Source organism: Amycolatopsis sp. FBCC-B4732 (assembly GCF_023008405.1).
Classification (GTDB): Bacteria; Actinomycetota; Actinomycetes; order Mycobacteriales; family Pseudonocardiaceae; genus Amycolatopsis; species Amycolatopsis pretoriensis_A.
Genome location: NZ_CP095376.1, coordinates 2,048,760 through 2,069,085, shown reverse-complemented (window position 1 = coordinate 2,069,085; position 20,326 = coordinate 2,048,760). Strand labels below are relative to the sequence as shown.

Here is a 20,326-nt window from a genome sequence, read left to right as displayed (position 1 = left end):
CTGGTGCCCTCAGCGATCCGCTTCCAGCCGGGCCGCACGCTCTGCCGAGCGGTAGCGGCCGGGTGTCTGGCCGACGAGTTCGGTGAAGGCGCCGATGAAGCTGCCCGGGTTCGCCCAGCCGAGTCGCATGGCGGTGTCGGTGACCGAGGTGCCTTCGCAGAGTTCGAGCAGCGCCCGCTGGATGCGCAGCAGCGTCCGCCATTGCTGAAAACTCATCGACAGCTCGCTGCCGAACAGGCGGCTGAGGGTCCGCTCGCTCGAGCCGGTCCGGTGCCCCAGTTCGGCCAGCGTCGCGGGGCTGGCCGGGTCGGCGTGCAGCAGGTCGGTGACCGCCTTGAGGCGAGCGTCGTCCGGCTCCGGGAGGCGCAGTGACTCCTGCGGGGCGCGGACAAGCTCGGTGATGACGACCTCGAGCAGCAGGCGGGCACGGGGGCTGTCGCTCGGTTCGCGGTCGTTGATCATCGCGAGGTACGCCTCGCGCATCAGCGCACTGGCCGCGAACACCGACGGCTGGGGTGGCAGCTGCTTGGCGAGCGCCGCCGGGACCTGGAGGATCCGGACGTCGGTCTCGCCGTACGACCGGCTGCTGTGCACGCAGAACGGCGGCATCCACATGATCCGGTTGGCCGGCGCCGCCCACGTGCCCGCCGAGGTCGTCGTGACCAGTGCTCCGGAGGCGGCGTACCTGAGCTGACCGTAGTCGTGGAAGTGCGCGGGGATGGCCTCGCCGTGGGCCATGGGCGCGCAGGCCGGACCATCGTCGATCGCCAGGAACGCCGGCCCGGGCCCCACTTCGGTCATCGGCTTCCTCCAGCCCGCATTCGCAAGTCACGGCCACCCGGGGTCGAGGGCGTTTCACGAGCGCCGTCAGCTGGTCGGCTCTCGTGCCGGTCACGTCAGGATAGTGATCCCCGCCAGTGTTGGCGGGTTTCCACAATTTCCTGGCGCAAAACTGGCAGCGCGCCCGCCTGGCCGGCACTTAGCGTCGTTCTCACACCCCCTCAAGCCAGGAGAGTCATGCGAGTCATCACCCAGCACACCCTCGGCGGTCCCGAGGTGCTCGCCATCGTGGACGCGCCCGAACCCCGGGCGATCCCGACCGAGGTTCTCGTCCGCGTCGAGGCGATCGGGCTGAACCCGCTCGAAGCGCGCCTGCGGGCCGGCGAGTTCCCCCTGCTCGGCCGGCCGCCGTTCGTCCTCGGCTGGGACATCAGCGGCGTGGTCGAGCAGGCGCAGACGTGGCGGTTCCGGCCCGGCGACGAGGTGTTCGGCATGCCGCTGTTCCCCCGGGCAGCCAACGCGTACGCCGAGGTCGTGTCGGCGCCGGCGTTGCACCTGGCGCGCAAGCCCGCGTCGCTGTCGCACGTCGAGGCCGCGGCGCTGCCGGTCGTCGGACTGACGGCGTGGCAGGGCCTCGTCGACGTCGGCGGCGTTGCCGAGGGAGACCGCGTCCTGGTCCACGGCGGTGGCGGCGGGGTCGGCCACGTCGCGATCCAGATCGCGAAAGCGCTCGGCGCGCACGTGATCACGACCACGAGCGGGAGCAAGCGGGAGTTCGTCGAGGGGTTCGGCGCCGACGAGGTGATCGACTACACGGCGGTCGACTTCACCGAGGCCGTCCGCGACGTCGACATCGTGCTCGACACGGTCGGCGGCGACACCGTCGCGCGGTCGCTCGGCGTGCTTCGCCCGGGCGGGCACCTGGTGACGGCGGTCGCCGAGGAGGACACGGAGCTCAAAGGCCGGTTCGAGGCGGCCGGCCGGCGCTTCAGCGGTATCGCGGTCGAACCGGATTCGGTGGTTCTGCGCCGTCTCGTCGGCCTCGTCGAAGAGGGAAAGCTGCGGGTCCACGTGCAGGAGACGTTCCCGTTCGAGCGCGTCGCCGACGCGCACCGGCTGCTCGACGGCGGTCACCTCCGGGGCAAGCTCGTCCTGACCGTCTGATTCCGCGGCACCGCCACCCGTTCCGGGGGTTCGTGGGCATTCGGCGCCGATAAGTCCTCGTCCGTGGCGCCGGTTCGGGCACGCAGCACCTCGTTCAGGCCGGCGGCCAGTTCCGCAGCGCGAGCTCCGCCACCCGCCGCAGATCTTCCCGGGTCGCGCCGCCCGCCGCCTGCACGGCCATGCCGTTCGCGATCGTCATGACGAAGCGGGCGATCAGCTCCGGCTCGGCGTCGGCGGGCAGGTCACCCTCCTCGACCGCCCGCTTGAAACGCTCGCGCAAGTAGTCCTGACCCAGCGCGCGCCACGCGGCCAGCGTGTCGTGCGCGACCTGCCCGGTCGCGCCGACGGCCAAAGCGCCCTGCACCCCCAGGCAACCGGCCGGAAACCCGGGTCGCGTGGTGGCCCGGACCGAGCCGAGCAGGAACAACGTCGCCACCTCCCGGGCGGTGGGGGCCTGCAGTGCTTCGACGATGTAGGCGCCGGGGCCTTCCGTGTAGCGCTGCAGCGCCAGGCGAAAGAGGTCCTCTTTGTTGCCGAAGGCCGCGTACATGCTCTTGCGGGAGATGCCCATGGCCTCGGTCAGCTCGGTCAGGCTGGCCCCGTCGTAACCCTGCTCCCAGAAGACCACCATGGCCTTCTGCACGGCCGCCTCGGCGTCGAACGCCCGCGGCCGCCCCACCTGCGCCCTGTCCACCACCGCATCCTACCGCTTCTGCACCGATCGGTGCAGAAGCTGCTACGGTCGACTTCGGCACCGATCGGTGCACAATTACCCGGAGGTCGAAGATGCAGAGGCTGGCAGGCAAGACCGCGGTCGTCACCGGAGGCGGCACCCGAGGGATCGGCCGGGCCACCGCCGCCCGGCTGGTCGCCGAGGGCGCGCACGTGTTCATCACCGGACGGCGCAAGACCGAACTGGACGAGGCGGTGGAGGTACTCGGCGGGAACGTGACCGCGGTGCCGGGCGACATCACGGACCCGGCCGACCTGGACCGCCTCTACGCGCAGGTCGCCGCCCGCGGCCAGGGCTTGGACGTGCTGTTCGCCAACGCGGCCACCGCCTCGCTCGCCACCGTCGAGACGATCACCGCCGAGGACTTCGACCAGGTCTTCGGCGTCAACGTCAAGGGCACCGTCTTCACCGTCCAAAAAGCACTCCCGCTGCTGAACGAGGGGGCCTCGGTGATCATCAACAGTTCCACCGCGGCCGACCGCGGCACCGCGGGCTTCGGCGCCTACGCGGCGTCCAAGGCGGCCTTGCGTACGTTCACGCGCGTCTGGGCGAACGAGCTGAAGGACCGCGGGATCCGGGTGAACGCCATCTCTCCGGGCCCGACCGACACCTCCGGGATGACCGAACTCGTGGGCGAGGAGAACGCCCCGGCGTTCAAGGCGGCCGAAGCGGCCCGGATCGCCATCGGACGGCTCGGGCGCGTCGAGGAGGTCGCGGCCGCGGTGGCCTTCCTGGCCTCGCCCGACAGCAGCTTCATGCTGGGCGCCAACGTGTACGTCGACGGCGGTGAGAACCAGATCTGAGCCCGGACCGGGCGGCCGGTCGCGATCCGGAACGGCTGCGGCGCGCTCCCCTGCCTTCCCCGGCGAGGGCGCGCCGCGGTCACTCCTCCCGGTCGCGGCGCCCGCGCTGATCGCGCCGCCCTGTCACCCGGACCAGTTACCGGGCGGCGCGATCAGCGGGACCCACCTGCCGGAAGTCCGTTGAGGACGGTGCGGGCAGCGGCCCGTTCGCCACGTCCGCGCGGAACGCTTCGAGCAGGTACGCGACCAGGCGCCGGGACGCCGCGGCGTCGGCGGGCAACGCGGTCACCAGCCCGCCGTGCGCGGCGAAGACGACCGCGAGGTCGGAGGGGTGGAAGTCGGCCCGCAACGCGCCCGCCGCCTGCGCCCGGCGGACCAGCGTCGCGAGCGACCGGTCCGCCTGGCTCCGCAACCGCGCGTGGGCCACGGCGTCGTCGGGGAAGGCCGCGACGAACGCGGCCGGGAACCCCCGTTCCTCCCGCTGCAGCTCGCAGACCACTTCGACCAGCCGCCGGAACCCGCGCCAGGGATCGTGATCGGCGAGCGCGTCGGCGAAAGCCCGCGTGCAGGTGTCCATCTGCCGCGCGAACGCCGCCCGCACCAGTGCGTCGCGGTTCGGGAACCGCCGGTACAGCGTCGCGACCCCCACGCCGGCGCGCCGGGCCACCGTCGCCATCGGCGCGTCGATCCCGCTTTCGGCGAAGACCGCGCGAGCGGCGGCCAGGATGCGTTCCCGGTTGCGCCGCGCATCCGCTCGCAGGTCGTCCCGCACCGGGATCCGAGAAGGTGCCACGGGCAATGTTTCCCACCTCGACCGTATCGGATGATCTCGTCCGTTTTCGACCCTACGCTCGCCGTCATGACCGACCGCACGATGCAAGCAGTGCTCTACGACCGCTACGGCGACCCCGACGTGCTCTACGTCGGCCGGGTGCCGCGGCCCGCGCCGGGACCTGGTGAGGTGCTGGTGCGGGTACGCGCGTTCAGCGTCAACGGCGGCGAACTCGCGGCCCGCTCCGGGAAGCTGCGCCTGCTCACCGGCCAGGAGTTCCCGAAGCGCGTCGGGCTGGACTTCACCGGTGAAGTGGCGGCGCTCGGCACCGGCACGAGGGCGTTCACGGCCGGCGACCGCGTCTGGGGCGTACTGGGCCGCACCGCCGGCTTCGGCAGCGCCGCCGTGTACGTCACGGTGCCGTCCGATCGGCTCGGCCCGGTGCCCGACGGCCTGGACCTGGTGCACGCCGCGGCGCTCCCGGTCGCCACCACGGCGGTGACCGCGCTGCGCGACAAGGCCGCGCTGCGCCCTGGCGAACGGCTCCTCGTCCGCGGCGCGGCCGGCGGCGTCGGCAACACCGCCGTCCAGCTCGGGCACGCGTACGGCGCCGACGTCACGGCGTTGGCGCGCGAGGCCAACCTCGACTTCGTCCGCGGTCTCGGCGCCGCCACGGCCCTGGACCACCGGACCGCCCGGCTCCCCGAACTGGGCCGCTTCGACGTCGTCCTGGACACCGTGGGCACCGACCTGCCGAGCTTCCGCCGGCTGCTGGCCCCGGGCGGCCGCATGGTCACCATCGCCTTCGACCTGACCCGGGCGGTCACCTCGCTGGGCTACCTGGCGGTGAGCGCGATCCACGGCCGCAGCCGGGTACGCGCGTTCAGCGGCAACCCGAAGCGACCGGAGTTCGACGACCTCGCCCGGCACGTGACCGAAGGAAACCTCCGCCCGGCAGTCGACCGGGTCTTCTCGTTGGCCGAAACGGCGGCCGCGCACCGCGCTCTCGAGGCGGGCGGCGTCCGGGGCAAGTACGTCGTCCGGGTCGAGGGCTGAGGTCGAAGGCCCCGCCGATCCGGTCGGGCACGACGTGGGCGGGAGCACCGTCGTCTCCGTCGCGATGACCCGGCCCGACCTGCTGAAGACTTGGGTCAGCGACTCCCTCGGCGTGTTCGACCCCGGCTGCACCTGGCACGAGCTCGCCCGCCAGTGGCAGCTGCCCGAGGTCGGCGAAAGTCGGTAGCGGATCTGCTGGGCGGCACGCTCCGGGACCACACCGAACGCATGGTCTCCCGGGGGATCGCCGAGCGGCCGGCCGGATTCCAGGGCCCCGAGATGGGCCGGGCGACCTCGCCGCCGCGGCCGCACGCCCCGGTCTCGCCGTCATCAGGACCGAAGACCACTTCGTCGGATCCCTCGAAATGCGGTGCCGGTCGGCAGCGAGCACACAGCCGAGGGTGAACCACGAGGCGGGCGACGACGAACAGCAAGACCCAGCGGGACGTCCACTGTGGACTCAGCGGTCCTGGCCGGCGTCCTCGAACCGCTGGTGGCCCACCACCCCGAGCAGCTGCAGCTTCTCGAACGCCTCCGTGCGCGGCGGCGCGGTCAGCACCAGCAACGCCTGCGATCGGTCCTCGGTGAACAGCGCCTGGCAATCCACCTCGATCTCCCCCAGTTGCGGGTGCACGAGCACCTTGTGGTCCTCGAACCGCTTCGCGACCTCGTGCCGTTCCCACAACCGCGAGAATTCCGCGCTCTCCCGGCTCAACGCCCGCACCAGTTCACCGGCCCGTGACTGCGGGCCCATCGACCCGTGCGCGGCCCGCAGGTTCGCCACCATCGCGCGGCTCTGGCGGTCGTGGTCGTGTGCCGGGTAGATCAGGCGTTGGCCGGGGTCGGTGAACCAGCGGTAGATCTCGCTGCGCGCGAGACCGGTGTGGTCGGCGTTTCCGCCGTAGAGGCGCTTCGGCGAGGCGGTTCTGCACCAGGACCTCGCCGAGGTTCGACAAGATCAACGCGGGCGTGTCCGACAACCGGTCCAGCACCCGCAGCAGAGCGGGCGCGACGTGTGCGGCGGCCGCCGCGGGTGACGGGGCGTTGCGGCCGGCCACCGCGAACAGGTAGTTCCGCTCGTCGTCCGTCAGCCGCAGCGCGCGGGCGAGCGCCGCCAGCAGCTGTTCGCTCGGCTGCGGTCCGCGTTGCTGCTCCAGACGCGTGTAGTAGTCCGTCGATATCGCGGCCAGCGACGCGACCTCCTCCCGGCGCAGCCCGGCCGTCCGGCGGCGGGCTCCCGGCAGGAGGCCGACATCCTCGGGCTGCAACTGCTCCCTGCGCCGGCGCAGGAAGGCCGCCAGTTCCGCTCGATCCACCACTCCGGTGTCCCGCCCCGCCGGGCGCGAACCAGGGATCGCCGATCCCCCGATGAGCGATCTCTGCCGCCACGCGGCCGGGACGCCGAGACTCGGGGCATGGACATTTCCGGCAACACCATCTTCATCCCCGGTGCCACCAGCGGCATCGGCCTGGCCCTCGCCCTCGCCCTCCGGGAGCGGGGCAACACCGTGATCGTCGGCGGGCGGCGCACCGAACTGCTGGAGCGGATCGCCGCCGAGCACCCCGGTGTCGACACGGTCCGGGTCGACACCGCCGACGCCGCGAGCGTTCCGGCCGCCGCGAAGGAGGTACTCGACCGCCACCCCGGGCTGAACGTGCTGGTCACCATGGCCGGTGTCATGCGCGTCGAGGACTGGCACCGGCCCGAAACGTTCCTCGAGTCGGCCGAAAGCGTCGTGACGACCAACGTGCTCGGCCCGATCCGCCTGATCGCCGCCTTCGTCGAGCACCTGCGGACCCGGCCGGACGCCACCATCGTGACCGTCTCCTCGGGACTGGCCTTCACCCCGCTCAAGGTGACCCCGAGCTACAACGCGTCCAAGGCGGCGATCCACATGCTCAGCGAGTCGCTCCGGCTGCAGCTGGCCGACACCTCGGTGAGCGTCCTGGAGCTGGTGCCGCCGTCGGTGCGGACGGACCTGCTGCCGGGCCACGCGGAGAACGACCAGGCGATGCCGCTCGACGAGTTCGTCGCCGAGGTGATGGGCATCCTCGAGACGCAGCCGGAGACGAAGGAGATCCAGGTCGAGCGAGTCAAGTTCCTCCGCTACGGCGAGGCCCGCGGCGACTACGACCAGGTCGTCGCGGCCCTCAACGGCACCGACCCGGACCAGAGCTGAGGACAGGTTCGATGACGGGGTTCCAGCTCGAAGAGCCGGTCCAGCGGGAGCTCCCTCTACCTCGGACTCTCCTTGCCGAAATCGGTGCCTTCGAGACGAAGCCCGGCACCGAGCCGGCGCACCGGCTCATTCCGAGCGCAGAGTGTCCAACCGGGTCACCTGCCGCAGCAACGGCATCGTCAACCCGGTCACCAGCAAGACCGCCGCCACCGTGGCGCCCGCCAGCGCCAGCAGAACCGGCACGTCGATGATCATCGGCCGGTCCGCCAGCGACAGGATCGGCGCGGTCAGCCCCAGCCCCGCCGCGACCGCCAGCACCACGCCGACCACGACCGGGATCGCCGTCTGCCACAGCGCTCCGCGAGCCAGCACCCCGATCGGCACGCCGGCCGCGGACAGCGCCGCGAGCGGCCGCCGCCGTTCGCTGATCTGCTCGACCGACAGCATCAGCAGGCTCATCGCGGCCACCGCGAGCACGAACAACGACGCCGTGATCAACACCGAACGGAAGTTCTCCGCCATCTGCTGGTCACGGGCGCGGAAATCGTCGAGGTAGCTGCTTCTGGTGACCGTGGCGTTCCACGCGAGCGCGTTGACCGCCCTCGCGACGTTGTCGGTCAGCGCCTGCGGATCGCCGCCGCCCGACACGTACAGCGCGACCGACGAGGCCGGCAGCGCGAGCCCGCCGAGTGCACCCGGCGTGACGAACAAGTTCCCCGCCGCCGCCGAGGCCGTGGTCACCGACCGCACGACCTTGATGCTGCCCGGGACCCTCCACTCCGGACCGTTCACCTCGCCGCCGCGCTGAAAGCTCCGGATCTGCACCGTTCCGGCCGGAGGGATGCCGCCACGGGACGGCACCACGTAGAACACGTCGCCGTCGGCGCAGCCGCCGATGTCGGCCACCGCCTTGAGCGCGACGCAATCGCCGACCACGCCGTAGGTCGGCTCCTGCCCGGACTGCACCATGATGTTCGTGGCCGGGTGCACCGCGCTCACGCCGGCCACCGACGCCACCCGCTCGGTGACCTCGGCCACGTGCGCGGTGGTGGTCTGCACCCGCACCGGAGCCGCGGCCACGCTGGCCGGCGAGACCTGCTGCTCGGCACCGTCGAACAGGGACGTGAGCACGCCCTGGACCAGGATCGTGCCGGCCAGCACGACGACCAGGCCGGACACCACGCGGCTGGCGGTGCCGCTGTCCAGCTGCAGCCGCCGGATCGCGAGCTGCCACGACGGCGGACCGCCGTGCAGCCGCTCCACCAGCCGCTCGACCAGCCACGGAAGCAGGGCCGCCACGCCGACCAGCAGGAACACGCTGCCCGCCGCGAGCGCCACCCCGGCGCTCGTGTCGGTGGTCCCGCGACCGAGAGCCAGGCTCGCGGCCAGGAACAGCACGCCCGTCGTGGTCAGCGCCCAGCGCCACCACATCCTCCGCCGCATCGGTTTGCCCTGACGGACCACACCGAGGGGTTCCACGATCGTGCGGCGCAGCCCGAACATCGCCGAGCCGACCGCGAGCGCGGGCACCAGCAGCACGATCACCACGACCAGCGGCCAGTCCGGGACGAAGTCCTCCGGGAAGATCCGCAGGCCGAACGGCAGGATGTCCGCGACGAACGTGCGCAGCACGGCGAAGAACCCGAGCCCGGCCACGAGCCCGATCACCGCCCCCACCAGCGACTCCGCCGCCGCCACCCGCTTGACCTGCCCCGAGTCGAGGCCGATCAGCCGCAGCGCGGCGAGCCTGCGTTCCCGCTGCGCCGCGCCCATCCGCGACGCCGTGGTCACGAAGATCAGCAAGGGCAGCAGCAACACCGCCGCGACCGGCAGGATGATGGCCAGCATGGCCGCCGACAGCCCGAGCCCGGTGTAGGGCCGGCCGAACGCGTAGACCTTGTTGCCGCGCGCGCCTTCGGCCTCGATCTGCGCGGCCGGCACCCCGGAGAACGCGGCCAGATCACCCGCGCCGGAAACGCCTTCCCGCGAGATCTGGCCGACCACCCGCCCCGGCAGCTGCGCCTGCAGCGAACCGCCGCCCGGTGCGGCCAGCCTCGCCGCGAGCTCCGGCGACACGACGAGCTCGCCCGGCGCGGGCAGCCGGGTCAGTCCCGGCGGCACCGGCGAGCCGGGTCCGGTCGCCGCGACCGCGGTGACCTTCACGAAGTCGTCGCCGACCGACGGGTACCAGTTGTAGGTCAGCAGCGGAGCGACGCCCGCGCGGGGCTCGGTGACCTGCGTGATCGCCGCCTTGCGTTCCGCCTGCGCACCGGTCAGGTGCTGGACCGCCGCGGCGGGCAGCAGCACGGCGACCGCGAGCGCGATCCCGAACGCGGTCATCGCGAGGCGCAGCAGCGCCGCGCCGGACATCCGGCCGCCCCCGACGGCCAGCCGGAGCCCCAGCGCCAGATCCCGCATCACGCGACCAGCTCCCGGTCGACCGTCTGCCCGTCCCGCACCGTGACCTCCCGGTCCGAGTAAGCCGCGACCCGCGGCTCGTGGGTCACCAGCACCACCGCGGCGTGCGTTTCCCGCGCCGCGGTCGTGAGCATCTGCATGACCTTCTCGCCGTTGAGCGAGTCGAGCGCGCCGGTCGGCTCGTCCGCGAAGACCACCTTCGGCCCGGTCACCAGCGCCCGCGCCACCGCGACCCGCTGCGCCTGCCCGCCGGACACGTCGCCGGGACGGCGCTTCGCCAGTCCGTCGACCTCCAGCCGCGCAAGCCATTCGGCTGCCTTCGCCTCGGCCTGCTTCCGCCTGCTGCCCGTGAGCCGCAGCGGAAGCGCGACGTTCTCCAAACAGGACAGCTCCGGCACGAGCTGGCCGAACTGGAACACGAAGCCGAACTCGGTGCGCCGCAGCGCACTTCGTGCCTTGTCGTCCATCGCGACGAGGTCGGCGCCGCCGTAGCCGACGGTTCCCGCGTCCGGCCGGAGGATGCCGGCGAGACAGTGCAGCAACGTCGACTTGCCGGACCCGGACGCGCCCATGATCGCGAGCACTTCCCCGGCCGAGACGGACAGCGCCGCCCCGTCGAGCGCCTGTGTGCGGCCGAACGACTTGTGCAGTCCGTTGCCGGCGAGCAACGGCGTTCCGGGCGTGGTCATCAGCGCACCGCCTTCTCGAGTTCGCCGAGGCGCGCGGCGGTGAGCTCCAGCCACCGCAGGTCCGCCTCGAGGTGGAAGAGCGCGTGGTCGCAGATCAGCTGATCGGCGAGATCGCCCTCGTTCTTGCGTTTGGTCAGCGAACGCATCACGTTCAGGTGCTCGCTGCGCTGCACGTCGAGCACGTCGGTCGCGCTGCGGCCGGACAGCAACGCGAGCACCACCTTCGTGTAGAGCGTGTTCTGCAGGTACGGTTGCGGGTTCTCCGGAGTCCGCAACCACGTCTCGACGTCGGTGACCCCCGCGTCGGTGATCGTGTAGCGCTTCCGCTCCGGCCCTTCGCCGCTTTCGACGCCCGCCACCTCGACCATGCCGTTGCGCAGCAGCCGGGACAACGTCGAATAGACCTGGCCGTAAGCAAGCGGGCGGTCCTGCCCGAACTGCTCGTCGTACGCCCGCTTCAGGTCGTAGCCGTGCCGCGGGCCCGATTCGAGCAACGCGAGCAAGGTGTGCGAGACCGACATTTACTCCCCTCCTCGCCCGGATCTCCCTGGGCAGAGATCACTATACCTCATGCGTATACACGTCGTGTATACACACGCTGTGTACCCCAAACGCGCAGGTAGAGGGCAGCTTTGCGACCAGCGGGTGGAGTTGTCGTGGCTGGCTGGTGGTGGGCTCGGCGGAATGAGCTATGCCGCCGCGCTCACCCGCGCCGCCCGGTGGTGATGCAGCAGAGCAGATCCGTTGCGGCCGGTTCGCAGCGCGCAGCCGCGACACAAAGCCTTCGCCCACAACGGAAACCCCCGCGCCGAGCCGAGTTCTCAGGAATTGGGGGTGAGGATGGTGCGATCGAAGGCGCCACCGTGTGCCGCTGCGTAGGTGACAGCGTCGTTGACCTCGTCGAGGTCGAATCGGGTGATGCGTTCGGGGGCCAGGTCCAATGCGCCCGTCGCGATGAGCCGGATCATGCCGACGTTCGCCGTGCGTGGATACATCCACTGGCCGCGTACGGTCACCGAGTTGCGCATGATCCAGGGATAAGGCAAAGCGAAGTCCGCGCCGCCGAGCATGCCGACGCCGCCCATCAGCACGACCCGCCCGTACTCGCGCACGGTCATGGCTGCCGCCCGTGCCACGGAACTGGGGGCCTGGGGCGGCAGCAGATCGAGCACCAGGTCGATCGGGCCGTCGGCGGCCAGCGCCATGGCCGCACCATCGGCGTCCTCGTCCCCGCTGAGCTCGACCGGGCTCACCCGCGCGCCGAACCGGTCGGCGAGCAGGTCGAGGACGGCCCGGTTGCGTCCCGGGGTCACCACGTGCCCGGCACCCATGGCGAGCGCGACGGCCACCGCGCTGCTGCCGAGATTGCCGGTCGCCCCACTGATCAGCACCGTCTCACCGGCCGCGAGCCGGCCGGCCAGGAGCCCACCGTAGGGAATGGTGTGCACCCCCAGTGCGGACCAGCGTGCGGGATCGGCTGCCGCCCCCGCGGGCAGGCGGTACACGTTCTCGGTCGGAACCCGCATGAGCTCGGCGAACGGTCCGTCGTGCAGGTACCGGGCCAGCTTGGCGCCGCCCTCGCCGCGGGAGCTCCAGCCCTGCAGCGTGATGTCCGGTGTCAGGACGTCGTCGCGGGCACGGACGGTCGAGTCGCACCACACGAGGTCCCCCACCGCCAGCTTGGTCGCGTCCGGCCCCACGCTCACCACCCGGCCGATGCCACCGACACCCGGCACGACCGGGGGTTCCAGCGGATAGCGCCGTTCACCGCTGAACACCTCTGCCGCGTACGGAGGGACACAAGTCGCCAAGACCTCGACCAGGACTTCACCGCTGCCGGCTTCCGGGTCGGGTACGTCGTGCACCACGAGGGGAGAGCCGAACGCCGTCAGTGTCGCTGCACGCATGGAAAGCCTTTCTGTCTCGTCCTTCCGCCACGCTAGGCGCGGCAGTGGCATGCGGGAAGCGAAGGTCTGGCATCTCTGGTATGCGTGGTCAGCATGGACATGTCAAGCGCGAGCCTCCGGGTGCTGTGCCGGATCGCCGAGTCGGGCAGCTTCACCGCCGCCGCCGCGCAGCTGGGTTACACGCAGTCCGCGGTCTCGCGTCAGGCGATCGCCCTCGAGCGCAGCGTCGGAGCCACCCTGTTCGAGCGGCGGACCGACGGGGTGCGGCTCACGCAGCGCGGACTGACGCTGCTGCGCCATGCCCGAGCGATCCTGGAGTCGGTCGACGCGGCCGAGCGCGACCTGACCGGCGGTGCTCCTCGTACGGAGCCGGTGCGGCTCGGGCTGGTCTTCAGCGCCGGACCGGTGATCCTGCCCGCCGCGCTCGCCCGCCTTGCCACGACAGCGCCACAGGTCCGGGTCTCCACCCGCGAAGGCACCACGCCCGGCTTGGCTCGGGCGCTGCGCACCGGTTCGATCGACCTCGCCGTGCTCACCTCTCGCCCACCGCACCGGCCACCGGAAGGCGAGTTGCCCCGCCTGCACATCACGGCCGTCCGGGACGTCGAGCTTCTCGTGGCCGCCCCGGCCACCGGCACGTTCGCGGGCCGCACTTCCGTGCACATCGACGAATTGGTCGACGCACCGTGGATCGCCAGCCCGTCGTCGAGCGCGGAGCCACTGCTCGGTGTCTGGCCGGGCCTGCCGGGGCGAGCCCACGTCGTCCACAATGCGCGGGACTGGCTGACGAAAATGCACCTGGTCGCCGGCGGTTTCGGCGTCACCACGATTCCGGAAAGCCTGTCACCGGTCGCCCCGTCCGGCGTGATCTTCTTGCGGGTCCAGGGCGCGCCACCAGAGATCCGCAGAATCTTCGTGGCCCGTCTCCCCGGCACTCCCACGCCGGCGATCACAGCGGTCACCCAGGTGATCACCTCAACTGCCCAGCCGTGACGACGGCCGGCCTGCGCGGTGGCCGGTCGGGTGTTCTCGATGGCGGCCGCCGGATGTGCTCCTCCGAGAATTCCCTGTGCAGGCGCAGTTGCCCGCTCTCATGCCGCCGCCCACCTCACGCCACCCGGTGCCTCCCACCGCCGCTCTCTCGCAAGCGGTGCGAACGCTGGTCAGCGGCAGGGCCGGGAGCTACCGGGCGAATCACGGACCACCCGCCTGTCGGACTGTCGGACTGGTTGCGGCCGGGCAAGCCGAAATCGCCGTGGACTCCAGGACGCTATCTCGCGGGGAACCAGTTTCGGGCTGGCCACCGGATCCGCATCCGGTGTGCTCTTCGGTCTGGTGGTCGGGTTCGTGGGCCACGTCGGGAACGGCCTGACTCTCGGTTTGCTGTTCGGGCTGGTGTTCGGGCTCGCCGCCTGGTTCGCGATCGGGGAGGCCGCGTGGGCGGAGACCCCGATGAGCGACGAGCGTCCCCGCAACCCCGTTGTCACGTTCCGCCGCGACCTGCAATCGGTGTGTGTCAAGTCCCTCGCCGGTGGGACGGCGCTCGGCGTCGGATTCCACCAATTATGTGGCCGCTACCTTTTCGCGGTCTCCGCAGCACGTACCCGCGGACGGACACCGTTGCGCCTCATGCGTTTCCTCGGCAGGCCGGAGACCACAACGCCGCCACCTCGATTCCCGGGTACGTCCGGATGACACGACGCCGCGCGGTCCGCGGGTGGCAGGATGCGCCCATGCGAGTGATGCGCTACGAACCGTCCGACGACGTCGGGCGAGCGCGGCTGAACACGAACACCGTGGCCCGCCTCGACGACGTCGGCACCTTCACCGAGCTCCTCGGCGTCCTGGCCCGGATCCGCGCCGAACACCGCCCGGCTCGGATCCTCTGCACCCTCGACGACGTCAGCCAGTGCGCCTACACCAGCGGACACGCCACCGAAGACGATCGGCTCTGGTTCGACGACGGCGACATCGACCACGACGACCCCATCGCACGGCGCCGCGCCGACGACGGCCGGGCCGCTCGCATCGCCGCCGCCCTCGACGATCCCGGGCAGCAGTTCCCCTGGCAGAAGCTTCCCGGCGACCGCCTCGGCGGCGAAGCCGATGTCGCGGCGCTCGTCGAGGTCAACCGGAACCCGGACGGCTTCCTCGACGACGTCGTACTCATCCAGCGCGTACCCGTGGCTCGCGACGACCTCGCGATCGCGGGCATCCCCAACGGCTACTTCACCAGCGACTGGGACGTGTTCCAGAACCACACCATCATCCGGCGGATGGCCGCACACGGCTATCGCCTCCTGGGGATCGGCGCTTCACTGCTCGGGTTCGACCGCCCGGCCCCGCCGGCCGCCGACAAAGCAGAGGCGGTTGTCGCGGACCTGCAACACCTCTACGGCGCGCCCAGCACTGAGAGTTGGGCGGAGCTCGCCGCCCTGCTGCCGCAACGGCAACTGCTGTTCCTCGGCTACACGGAGAACTTCCCCGACCTGCTCGGCTGAGGCTCCGCACGGCTGTTCCAGGAGGCCGGCCTCCTGCACGTCCTACCCGGGCGACGCCGCACCAGGCGCCGCGCTGGTCGAGGACCCGAACGTCGCGATGATGTCGTTTCCCTGGAACTGGGCGGCAACAACGCACTGCCGACCTCGATGTCACCAGCTCCGCCGGCGCGTGGGCGCGTTCCCGGCACCCAGCCGGTCTTCCTCGGCCCGCTGATCAACGAAGGCCAGCTGCGCGGCACGGACGAGGGTCTGTTCTCCCAGCCCATCGTGCTCGCCGTCGTAGCCACCGACATGCCCGCGTTCCGCGAGGAGATCTTCGACCCGGTCGCATACGGTCTCGTCGCGGCGGTTCCGGAGCGCGGTGTCGGCCGGCCGGTGTAGTCGGTCCCTGCCGCCCTCCGCCCGGCCGCCACGCTCCGGCGGCCCTGCCGGGATGGCAACTGGGTCCCGGCGTGGTCGCAACGGTCGCGGTGACGACTTCGGGCACCCGGAGGTCGCCGGGCGAGCCGTAGAATCCCGTAAGTCCGCGTAAACGCCGTCAGGAACGGTGAGCGAACCGACCGTCCGGCTACCGGCCGGCGAGCGAGCTGATGCGCCGAGCGGCGTAGCGCGCCACCGGTACCGCCTGGGCCGCGCACGACACGTAGTCGACGCCGACCTCGGTGAAGAACCGCAGGGAGTCCGGGTCCGCGGCGTGTTCGCCGCAGACCCCGATCCCGATAGCGGGCTCGGCGGCCCGGGCCGCCGACACGGCGTGCCGGATCAGGTGCCCGACCCCGGCGACATCGAGCCGCGAGAACGGCGACTCGTCCAGCACACCGAGTCGTTGGTACCGCGGGATCAGCTCGTTCTCCGCGTCGTCACGGGACAGGCCCCACACCAGGGCACTCAGGTCGTTGGTACCGAAGGACAGGAAGTCGCAACGGCGGGCGAGGTCGCCGGCCAGCAGCGCGGCCCTCGGTGTCTCGATCATCGCCCCGCATGGCAGCGGTACGGAATCGGGGAGGCCGGCCGCTAGGCGGGCTGCCACGCAAGCGCCACGCACGACGTCGAGCTCACCCGGCGTGCTGATCATCGGCACCAGGAGCCGGGGCCGCGGATCCGCGCCGTTCGCCCGCAGCTTCGCGACCACCGCGACCAGCGCGTTCAGCTGGGTGTCCAGCAGCTCCGGGGTCAAGATCGCCAACCGGGCCCCGCGGACCCCCAGCATCGGCTCGTGTTCCCGGACCCGTTCGCGCAGGGCGTTGCGGGCTGTCACCGACGCGCGCTCGTGGCCGTCCGCGCGATCCGGCACCGGCTCCGGCGCGCCGATGAACTCGTGGCGGGGTGGATCGAGCAGCCGGATCACGACCGGGCGGCCGTCCATTTCCGCGAGGAGCGCGGTGAGCTCGTCACACAGCACGCGGTGCAGCTCGCGGGCTGCCTCCCGCACGTCCGGGCCGCGCGCGGAGATCAGCAGCCGCTCGAGGATGTGCTTCCGCTCCCCGAGGAACAGGTGCTCGATCCGGCACAGGCCGACGCCTTCCGCTCCGGCGGCGCGTCCGGCGGCCGCCTCGGCCGCGCTGTCGGCGTTGACCATGACCCGCAGCGACGCCGGCTCGTCACGTACCCGGTCGAGGAATGCCGCCGCCGGACCGGGTGCGGTCGCCTCCGCTGTCGGCGCGCCGAGGTACACGCCGCCCGCCGTCCCGTCGATGGTGATCACGGTTCCGCGGCGCAGCACGGTGCCGTCGGCGAGCCGCAGCTCCGCGGCCTCGGGGTCGACCACCGCGTCCACCAGCGATGCCACGCACGGTTTGCCGACGCTGCGAGTGACGACGCCCGCGTGCGACGAGCGGCCGCCCCGCTGGGTGAGCACCCCGGCCGCGCGCAGGATCGCGGTGAGGTCCTCCGGCCGGGTCTCGGACCGGACGAGGATGGCCGCGTCGCCCTCGGCCGCGACCTCGGCCGGGTCGAAGACCGCCGCCCCGGTGGCGAAGCCGGGCGAGATCCCGATCCCGCCCGCGACGGGGACGAGACCACGGGTGTCCGCGCGCGGGACGAGCGCGTCGGCCACGGCGGCCGCCGGCACCTCACGCAGCAACGTCGCCGCGTCCCCGCCGGAGGCGTGCCGGACCAGCGCGGCGCCTCGCAACCGCAGCGGCCGTTCGCCGAGGACCCACAGCCGGCCGCGCTCGACCGTGAATTCGACCTCGACGGGACGGCCTGCGCGGGCGGCCGCCTCAGCCACCTCGTCGGACAAGGCGGCCGCCCACGGCTGTCCCGCGACGACGGCCGCGAGCTCGGCGCCGCCCAGCAGGATCAGGTCCGCCCCCGTCCCGGCCGCCCGGAAGGTGCCGGTGAGCCGCGCCTGGCCGGACATCTCGTCGTGGGACCGCACGACCCCGCTGCCGCTCCCCTCGCCCAGTCCCACCGGCAGCACGGCCAACCGGGCGGTCCCGCGTTCGACGGCGCGCAGCGCCACGGCGATCTGCTCGACCGGGTCCTCGGGGAGCGCGGCCGACGCATCCCCGGACGACCACCACGCCAGGTCCCGCAGCCGCGTTTCGACAGCCGAGGCTCCCGCGACCCGGGCCAGCCACGCTTGCGCCGGCCGGGACATGCCGAGGAACATCGCCGGGCCACGCCGCTCGTCGTCGGCGTGGAGAGCGAAGAACACCGGGTCGTCCTCGCTACCGCGGCGACCGTCCGGGTCCAGCCGGTCCAGCGCAGCGGCGATCTCGCCGGCCGTGGCCGTGGCGGCGAGCGCCACCTCCGGCGCGCGGTTGGTCATCCGGTCCGTCCCGTCTACGCGAAGTCGTCGGTGCCGAGCCTGCGGGCACGGGCGAACTGGCGGCGGTACAGCAGGTGGGCGAACCCCGCCCAGCCCACGCCGACCAGGCACTCCAGCCCGGTCTCGGCGAGCCACGACCGCCCGTCGAGCAGAGCGCGCACCGCCAGGAAACCGTGCCGCAGGGGCAGGACCGTGCCCACGGTGTCCAAGACCGGCGCCGTGCCCGCGGGGATGAGCACCCCGCCGGTCACCACGAGCAGGTACATCAGGCCGTTGGTGATCACCACCTCGGACCGCCGTCCCATCGCCGGGGACGCGGCGGCCAGCCCTGCCGCCGCGGTGGTGAAGGCCATCAGCACCAGCACCGGCAGCGCGGGCACCAGCTCCGCGCTGAGCCGGCCGTGTCCGGTGACCGGCCCGATGACCATCAGGCACAACACCACGGTGGCGACGCCGTTCACCAGGTACGGCAGGGACCGCAGGCCGAAGACCACGGCCGGCGGCAGGCCCGACAGGTGCAGCCGGTGGAACGTCCCGCCCCACTTCTCCGTCCCCGGCAGGGCACCGATGCCGCCGACCGTGCTCAGCGCCAGGACGAGCCCCAGGGAGCCGACGAACGCGAACGACCCGTCGCCCGGACCGTCGGCGAGGTCTCCCAGCACCGTGTAGAACAAGCACTGCGCCAGCGCCAGCGGCCACTGGGTCGTGACGATGATCCGCCACGGGTTGGCCGCCAGGTATTCCAGAACGCCCAGGCGCGCGGCGGCCGCGGTCTGCTCAGACGAGATCAAGAGTCGCCTCCCCCCGCGCGCGGGTGACCATCCGGGTGAACAGCAGCGATCCGGCGACGCCGTAGCCGATGGTCAGCACCGCGGCCGCGCCGAGCGCGCCGAGGTCGGTCCGGCCGGTGGCGGCCCCGGTCAGGAACTCCTGCAGCCAGTGCAGGCTCACCAGCCAGGAGAACCAGCCGAGCGGCGCCGGTAGCGCCTCCGGCGGGATCAGCATCCCGCCGAGCACGTAGTTGCCGTAGATCAGGATCGAGGAGACCTGCACGGCGTACCGGGTCAGCACGAACAGGCACGCGATCAGCAGGCCGACGGCGGCTCCGGAGAGCAGCGCCAGCACCAGGCCCGCGGCCAGCAGGCCCGGGTGCCACGGGGACATCGGCGGCCGCAGGACGAGCAGGACCGCGGCGATGGTCGCCGCGATCTGGCCGACGCACAGCAGCCCTGCCCCGAGCCCCTTCCCGACGACCACCAGCCGGGCGTCGACCGTCCCGGTGACGGTCCGGGCCAGCACGCCCTGTGCCCGGTCCCGGGCCAGCACCGCACCGGTGCCGCGGACCGTGGCGCCGGAGAACGCGGTGAGCAGCACCCCGGTGACGAGCGTGTTGACCCGGGCCGGCGGCAGGTGGTCTCCGGTGAGCAGGACGACCAGCAGCAGCACCGCGGGCTGGATCACCGTCAGCACGAGTGTGGCGGGGGTGGCGAGCAGTTCGGCGACCCGCATCCGGGCACTCGTGACCACGACGTCCGCTGTGGTCGCGACCCGGCGGGCGATGTCGGCCGTCCGCATGCGCTCAGGCCCGCCGCGTCAGGAAGGAGGTGAACGCCTCCTCGAGGCGGGCCGGCCGCACCTGGACGTCGACGACGTCCGCGCGGTCCAGCAGCGCGCCGAGCCTGCCGAACATCCCGCCGCCCCACGACGGCAACCGCAGCTCCACCGTCGTGCCCTCGGCGCTCTCGCTGCGCGTCACGACGTCCACCTCGGCCGGCAGCAGCGCCTCGAGCTCGGGCAGCGGGTGCCGGATGGTCACCGTCACCGCGGCGGCGTACCCGGCGAGCGCGGCGAACTCCGCCAGGGGCAGGTCCGCGGCGACCGTACCCTCCCGCAGCATGACGACCCGGTCGGTGAGGCGTTCCACGTCGAGCAGGTGGTGACTGGTGAGCAGCACGCTGACCCCGTCGTGGCGCAGCTCGGAGACGGTGTCGCGCAGCCGTTCGGCCTCGGTGGGGTCGAGTCCGGTGGTGGGTTCGTCGAGCAGCAGCACACGGGGCCGCGGCAGCAGGCCGATCGCGATGTGCAGGCGCTGGCGCATCCCCCGCGAGTAGGTCTCGACGCGGCGGTCGGCGACCTCGGCCAGCCCGACGCGTTCGAGCATCGCCGGCGCCCTGGTGCGCAGTTCGGCACGGGGGACCCCGGCCAGCATCCCGAAGAAACGGAGGTTTTCGCGGCCGGACAGCCGGGTGTAGAGGCCGCGGTCGCCGCCGAACACGACGCCGACGCGTCGCCGGACCTCCTTGACGCGGTCCACGACGTCCGCGCCGAAGACGAGTACCCGGCCCGTGGTCGGCAGCAGCAGCGTCGCGAGGATCTTCACAAGCGTGGTCTTCCCCGCCCCGTTGGCGCCGAGGAGCGCGACGATCTCGCCTTCGGCCACGGTGAAGGAGACGTCGTCGAGCGCCGTCACCCGGTTCGCGCCGGAACCGTAGGTACGCCCGGCCCCGGCCACTTCGATCGCCGGTCCCGATGTGGCCAATTCCGGATCCC

General features: G+C 72.2%; 20 protein-coding genes and 1 pseudogene. 9 read left to right on the top strand and 12 right to left on the bottom strand.

The window, feature by feature from the left end; all coding sequences use genetic code 11:
* Positions 1 to 9: 9 nt before the first annotated feature.
* Entirely contained in the window at positions 10 to 738 is a 729-nt protein-coding gene (locus tag MUY14_RS08870; protein WP_396126843.1) for an AraC family transcriptional regulator, read from the bottom strand.
* 279 nt (positions 739 to 1,017) lie between these two features.
* On the opposite strand from MUY14_RS08870, the gene MUY14_RS08865 reads away from it, so the two are divergent.
* Entirely contained in the window at positions 1,018 to 1,944 is a 927-nt protein-coding gene (locus MUY14_RS08865; RefSeq protein ID WP_247022375.1) for an NADP-dependent oxidoreductase, read from the top strand.
* Between the two features lie 94 nt (positions 1,945 to 2,038).
* Here MUY14_RS08865 and MUY14_RS08860 read toward each other — a convergent pair whose 3' ends face one another.
* Positions 2,039 to 2,638, bottom strand: a complete 600-nt coding sequence (locus MUY14_RS08860) for a TetR/AcrR family transcriptional regulator (protein ID WP_247022374.1) — start codon at positions 2,636 to 2,638, stop codon at positions 2,039 to 2,041.
* 92 nt (positions 2,639 to 2,730) lie between these two features.
* Between MUY14_RS08860 and MUY14_RS08855 the strand changes: the two genes are divergently transcribed.
* Entirely contained in the window at positions 2,731 to 3,480 is a 750-nt protein-coding gene (locus MUY14_RS08855; protein ID WP_247022373.1) for an SDR family NAD(P)-dependent oxidoreductase, read from the top strand.
* A gap of 136 nt (positions 3,481 to 3,616) precedes the next feature.
* On the opposite strand, the gene MUY14_RS08850 is transcribed toward MUY14_RS08855, so the two are convergent.
* A complete protein-coding gene (locus tag MUY14_RS08850) occupies positions 3,617 to 4,273 on the bottom strand; it encodes a TetR/AcrR family transcriptional regulator (protein ID WP_247022372.1) in 657 nt (218 codons plus the stop codon).
* Positions 4,274 to 4,339: 66 nt separating this feature from the next.
* On the opposite strand from MUY14_RS08850, the gene MUY14_RS08845 reads away from it, so the two are divergent.
* Together MUY14_RS08845 and MUY14_RS08840 are read left to right on the top strand one after the other, a co-directional pair.
* Positions 4,340 to 5,308, top strand: a complete 969-nt coding sequence (locus MUY14_RS08845) for an NAD(P)-dependent alcohol dehydrogenase (RefSeq protein ID WP_247022371.1) — start codon at positions 4,340 to 4,342, stop codon at positions 5,306 to 5,308.
* A gap of 34 nt (positions 5,309 to 5,342) precedes the next feature.
* Positions 5,343 to 5,495: a hypothetical protein gene (locus tag MUY14_RS08840; protein ID WP_247022370.1), complete on the top strand. Its 153-nt coding sequence runs from the start codon at positions 5,343 to 5,345 to the stop codon at positions 5,493 to 5,495.
* Between the two features lie 273 nt (positions 5,496 to 5,768).
* Here MUY14_RS08840 and MUY14_RS08835 read toward each other — a convergent pair.
* Positions 5,769 to 6,624: pseudogene (locus tag MUY14_RS08835) on the bottom strand (helix-turn-helix transcriptional regulator).
* 99 nt (positions 6,625 to 6,723) lie between these two features.
* On the opposite strand from MUY14_RS08835, the gene MUY14_RS08830 reads away from it, so the two are divergent.
* Positions 6,724 to 7,488, top strand: a complete 765-nt coding sequence (locus MUY14_RS08830; protein WP_247022369.1) for an SDR family oxidoreductase — start codon at positions 6,724 to 6,726, stop codon at positions 7,486 to 7,488.
* 126 nt (positions 7,489 to 7,614) lie between these two features.
* Here the strand turns inward: MUY14_RS08830 and MUY14_RS08825 are convergent, their stop codons facing one another.
* The 4 genes from MUY14_RS08825 to MUY14_RS08810 form a co-directional block, all read right to left on the bottom strand.
* Positions 7,615 to 9,906, bottom strand: a complete 2,292-nt coding sequence (locus tag MUY14_RS08825; protein ID WP_247025087.1) for an FtsX-like permease family protein — start codon at positions 9,904 to 9,906, stop codon at positions 7,615 to 7,617.
* Entirely contained in the window at positions 9,906 to 10,595 is a 690-nt protein-coding gene (locus MUY14_RS08820; RefSeq protein ID WP_247022368.1) for an ABC transporter ATP-binding protein, read from the bottom strand. The genes MUY14_RS08825 and MUY14_RS08820 overlap by 1 nt, the downstream gene beginning before the upstream one ends.
* The gene (locus MUY14_RS08815) at positions 10,595 to 11,116 is read right to left on the bottom strand and encodes a PadR family transcriptional regulator (protein ID WP_247022366.1); all 522 of its coding nucleotides are present in this window, start codon (positions 11,114 to 11,116) and stop codon (positions 10,595 to 10,597) included. Before MUY14_RS08815 ends, MUY14_RS08820 begins: the two co-directional genes overlap by 1 nt.
* 300 nt (positions 11,117 to 11,416) lie before the next feature.
* Complete coding sequence (locus MUY14_RS08810) at positions 11,417 to 12,502, bottom strand: alcohol dehydrogenase catalytic domain-containing protein (RefSeq protein WP_247025086.1); 1,086 nt, start codon at positions 12,500 to 12,502, stop codon at positions 11,417 to 11,419.
* A 93-nt stretch (positions 12,503 to 12,595) separates the two neighbouring features.
* Here MUY14_RS08810 and MUY14_RS08805 point away from each other — a divergent pair, with 93 nt between their 5' ends.
* From MUY14_RS08805 to MUY14_RS08790, 4 genes are all read left to right on the top strand, one after another.
* Entirely contained in the window at positions 12,596 to 13,495 is a 900-nt protein-coding gene (locus MUY14_RS08805; RefSeq protein ID WP_247025085.1) for a LysR family transcriptional regulator, read from the top strand.
* 327 nt (positions 13,496 to 13,822) lie between these two features.
* Entirely contained in the window at positions 13,823 to 14,197 is a 375-nt protein-coding gene (locus MUY14_RS08800; protein WP_247022364.1) for a hypothetical protein, read from the top strand.
* A gap of 38 nt (positions 14,198 to 14,235) precedes the next feature.
* Complete coding sequence (locus MUY14_RS08795; protein ID WP_247022362.1) at positions 14,236 to 15,003, top strand: hypothetical protein; 768 nt, start codon at positions 14,236 to 14,238, stop codon at positions 15,001 to 15,003.
* A 147-nt stretch (positions 15,004 to 15,150) separates the two neighbouring features.
* Complete coding sequence (locus tag MUY14_RS08790; RefSeq protein ID WP_247022360.1) at positions 15,151 to 15,384, top strand: aldehyde dehydrogenase family protein; 234 nt, start codon at positions 15,151 to 15,153, stop codon at positions 15,382 to 15,384.
* A 187-nt stretch (positions 15,385 to 15,571) separates the two neighbouring features.
* On the opposite strand, the gene MUY14_RS08785 is transcribed toward MUY14_RS08790, so the two are convergent.
* The 4 genes from MUY14_RS08785 to MUY14_RS08770 are packed head-to-tail and all read right to left on the bottom strand — an operon-like array spanning position 15,572 to position 20,315.
* Complete coding sequence (locus MUY14_RS08785) at positions 15,572 to 17,776, bottom strand: putative PEP-binding protein (protein ID WP_247022358.1); 2,205 nt, start codon at positions 17,774 to 17,776, stop codon at positions 15,572 to 15,574.
* A 14-nt stretch (positions 17,777 to 17,790) separates the two neighbouring features.
* Positions 17,791 to 18,567: an ABC transporter permease gene (locus tag MUY14_RS08780; protein ID WP_247022356.1), complete on the bottom strand. Its 777-nt coding sequence runs from the start codon at positions 18,565 to 18,567 to the stop codon at positions 17,791 to 17,793.
* A complete protein-coding gene (locus MUY14_RS08775) occupies positions 18,554 to 19,351 on the bottom strand; it encodes an ABC transporter permease (protein ID WP_247022354.1) in 798 nt (265 codons plus the stop codon). The genes MUY14_RS08780 and MUY14_RS08775 overlap by 14 nt, the downstream gene beginning before the upstream one ends.
* 4 nt (positions 19,352 to 19,355) lie before the next feature.
* Positions 19,356 to 20,315 carry an ABC transporter ATP-binding protein gene (locus tag MUY14_RS08770; RefSeq protein ID WP_247022352.1) on the bottom strand — a complete coding sequence of 320 codons (960 nt, stop codon included), beginning with the start codon at positions 20,313 to 20,315 and terminating at the stop codon, positions 19,356 to 19,358.
* Positions 20,316 to 20,326: the final 11 nt, after the last annotated feature.

Bases quoted from the DNA above. Each gene is read 5' to 3' on its own strand.
- MUY14_RS08870 (WP_396126843.1), bottom strand. From the start codon at position 738: ATGGCCCACGGCGAGGCCATCCCCGCGCACTTCCACGACTACGGTCAG.
- MUY14_RS08865 (WP_247022375.1), top strand. From the start codon at position 1,018: ATGCGAGTCATCACCCAGCACACCCTCGGCGGTCCCGAGGTGCTCGCC.
- MUY14_RS08855 (WP_247022373.1), top strand. From the start codon at position 2,731: ATGCAGAGGCTGGCAGGCAAGACCGCGGTCGTCACCGGAGGCGGCACC.
- MUY14_RS08845 (WP_247022371.1), top strand. From the start codon at position 4,340: ATGACCGACCGCACGATGCAAGCAGTGCTCTACGACCGCTACGGCGAC.
- MUY14_RS08830 (WP_247022369.1), top strand. From the start codon at position 6,724: ATGGACATTTCCGGCAACACCATCTTCATCCCCGGTGCCACCAGCGGC.
- MUY14_RS08825 (WP_247025087.1), bottom strand. From the start codon at position 9,906: ATGCGGGATCTGGCGCTGGGGCTCCGGCTGGCCGTCGGGGGCGGCCGG.
- MUY14_RS08820 (WP_247022368.1), bottom strand. From the start codon at position 10,595: ATGACCACGCCCGGAACGCCGTTGCTCGCCGGCAACGGACTGCACAAG.
- MUY14_RS08815 (WP_247022366.1), bottom strand. From the start codon at position 11,116: ATGTCGGTCTCGCACACCTTGCTCGCGTTGCTCGAATCGGGCCCGCGG.
- MUY14_RS08810 (WP_247025086.1), bottom strand. From the start codon at position 12,502: ATGCGTGCAGCGACACTGACGGCGTTCGGCTCTCCCCTCGTGGTGCAC.
- MUY14_RS08805 (WP_247025085.1), top strand. From the start codon at position 12,596: ATGGACATGTCAAGCGCGAGCCTCCGGGTGCTGTGCCGGATCGCCGAG.
- MUY14_RS08795 (WP_247022362.1), top strand. From the start codon at position 14,236: ATGCGAGTGATGCGCTACGAACCGTCCGACGACGTCGGGCGAGCGCGG.
- MUY14_RS08790 (WP_247022360.1), top strand. From the start codon at position 15,151: ATGTCACCAGCTCCGCCGGCGCGTGGGCGCGTTCCCGGCACCCAGCCG.
- MUY14_RS08785 (WP_247022358.1), bottom strand. From the start codon at position 17,776: ATGACCAACCGCGCGCCGGAGGTGGCGCTCGCCGCCACGGCCACGGCC.
- MUY14_RS08775 (WP_247022354.1), bottom strand. From the start codon at position 19,351: ATGCGGACGGCCGACATCGCCCGCCGGGTCGCGACCACAGCGGACGTC.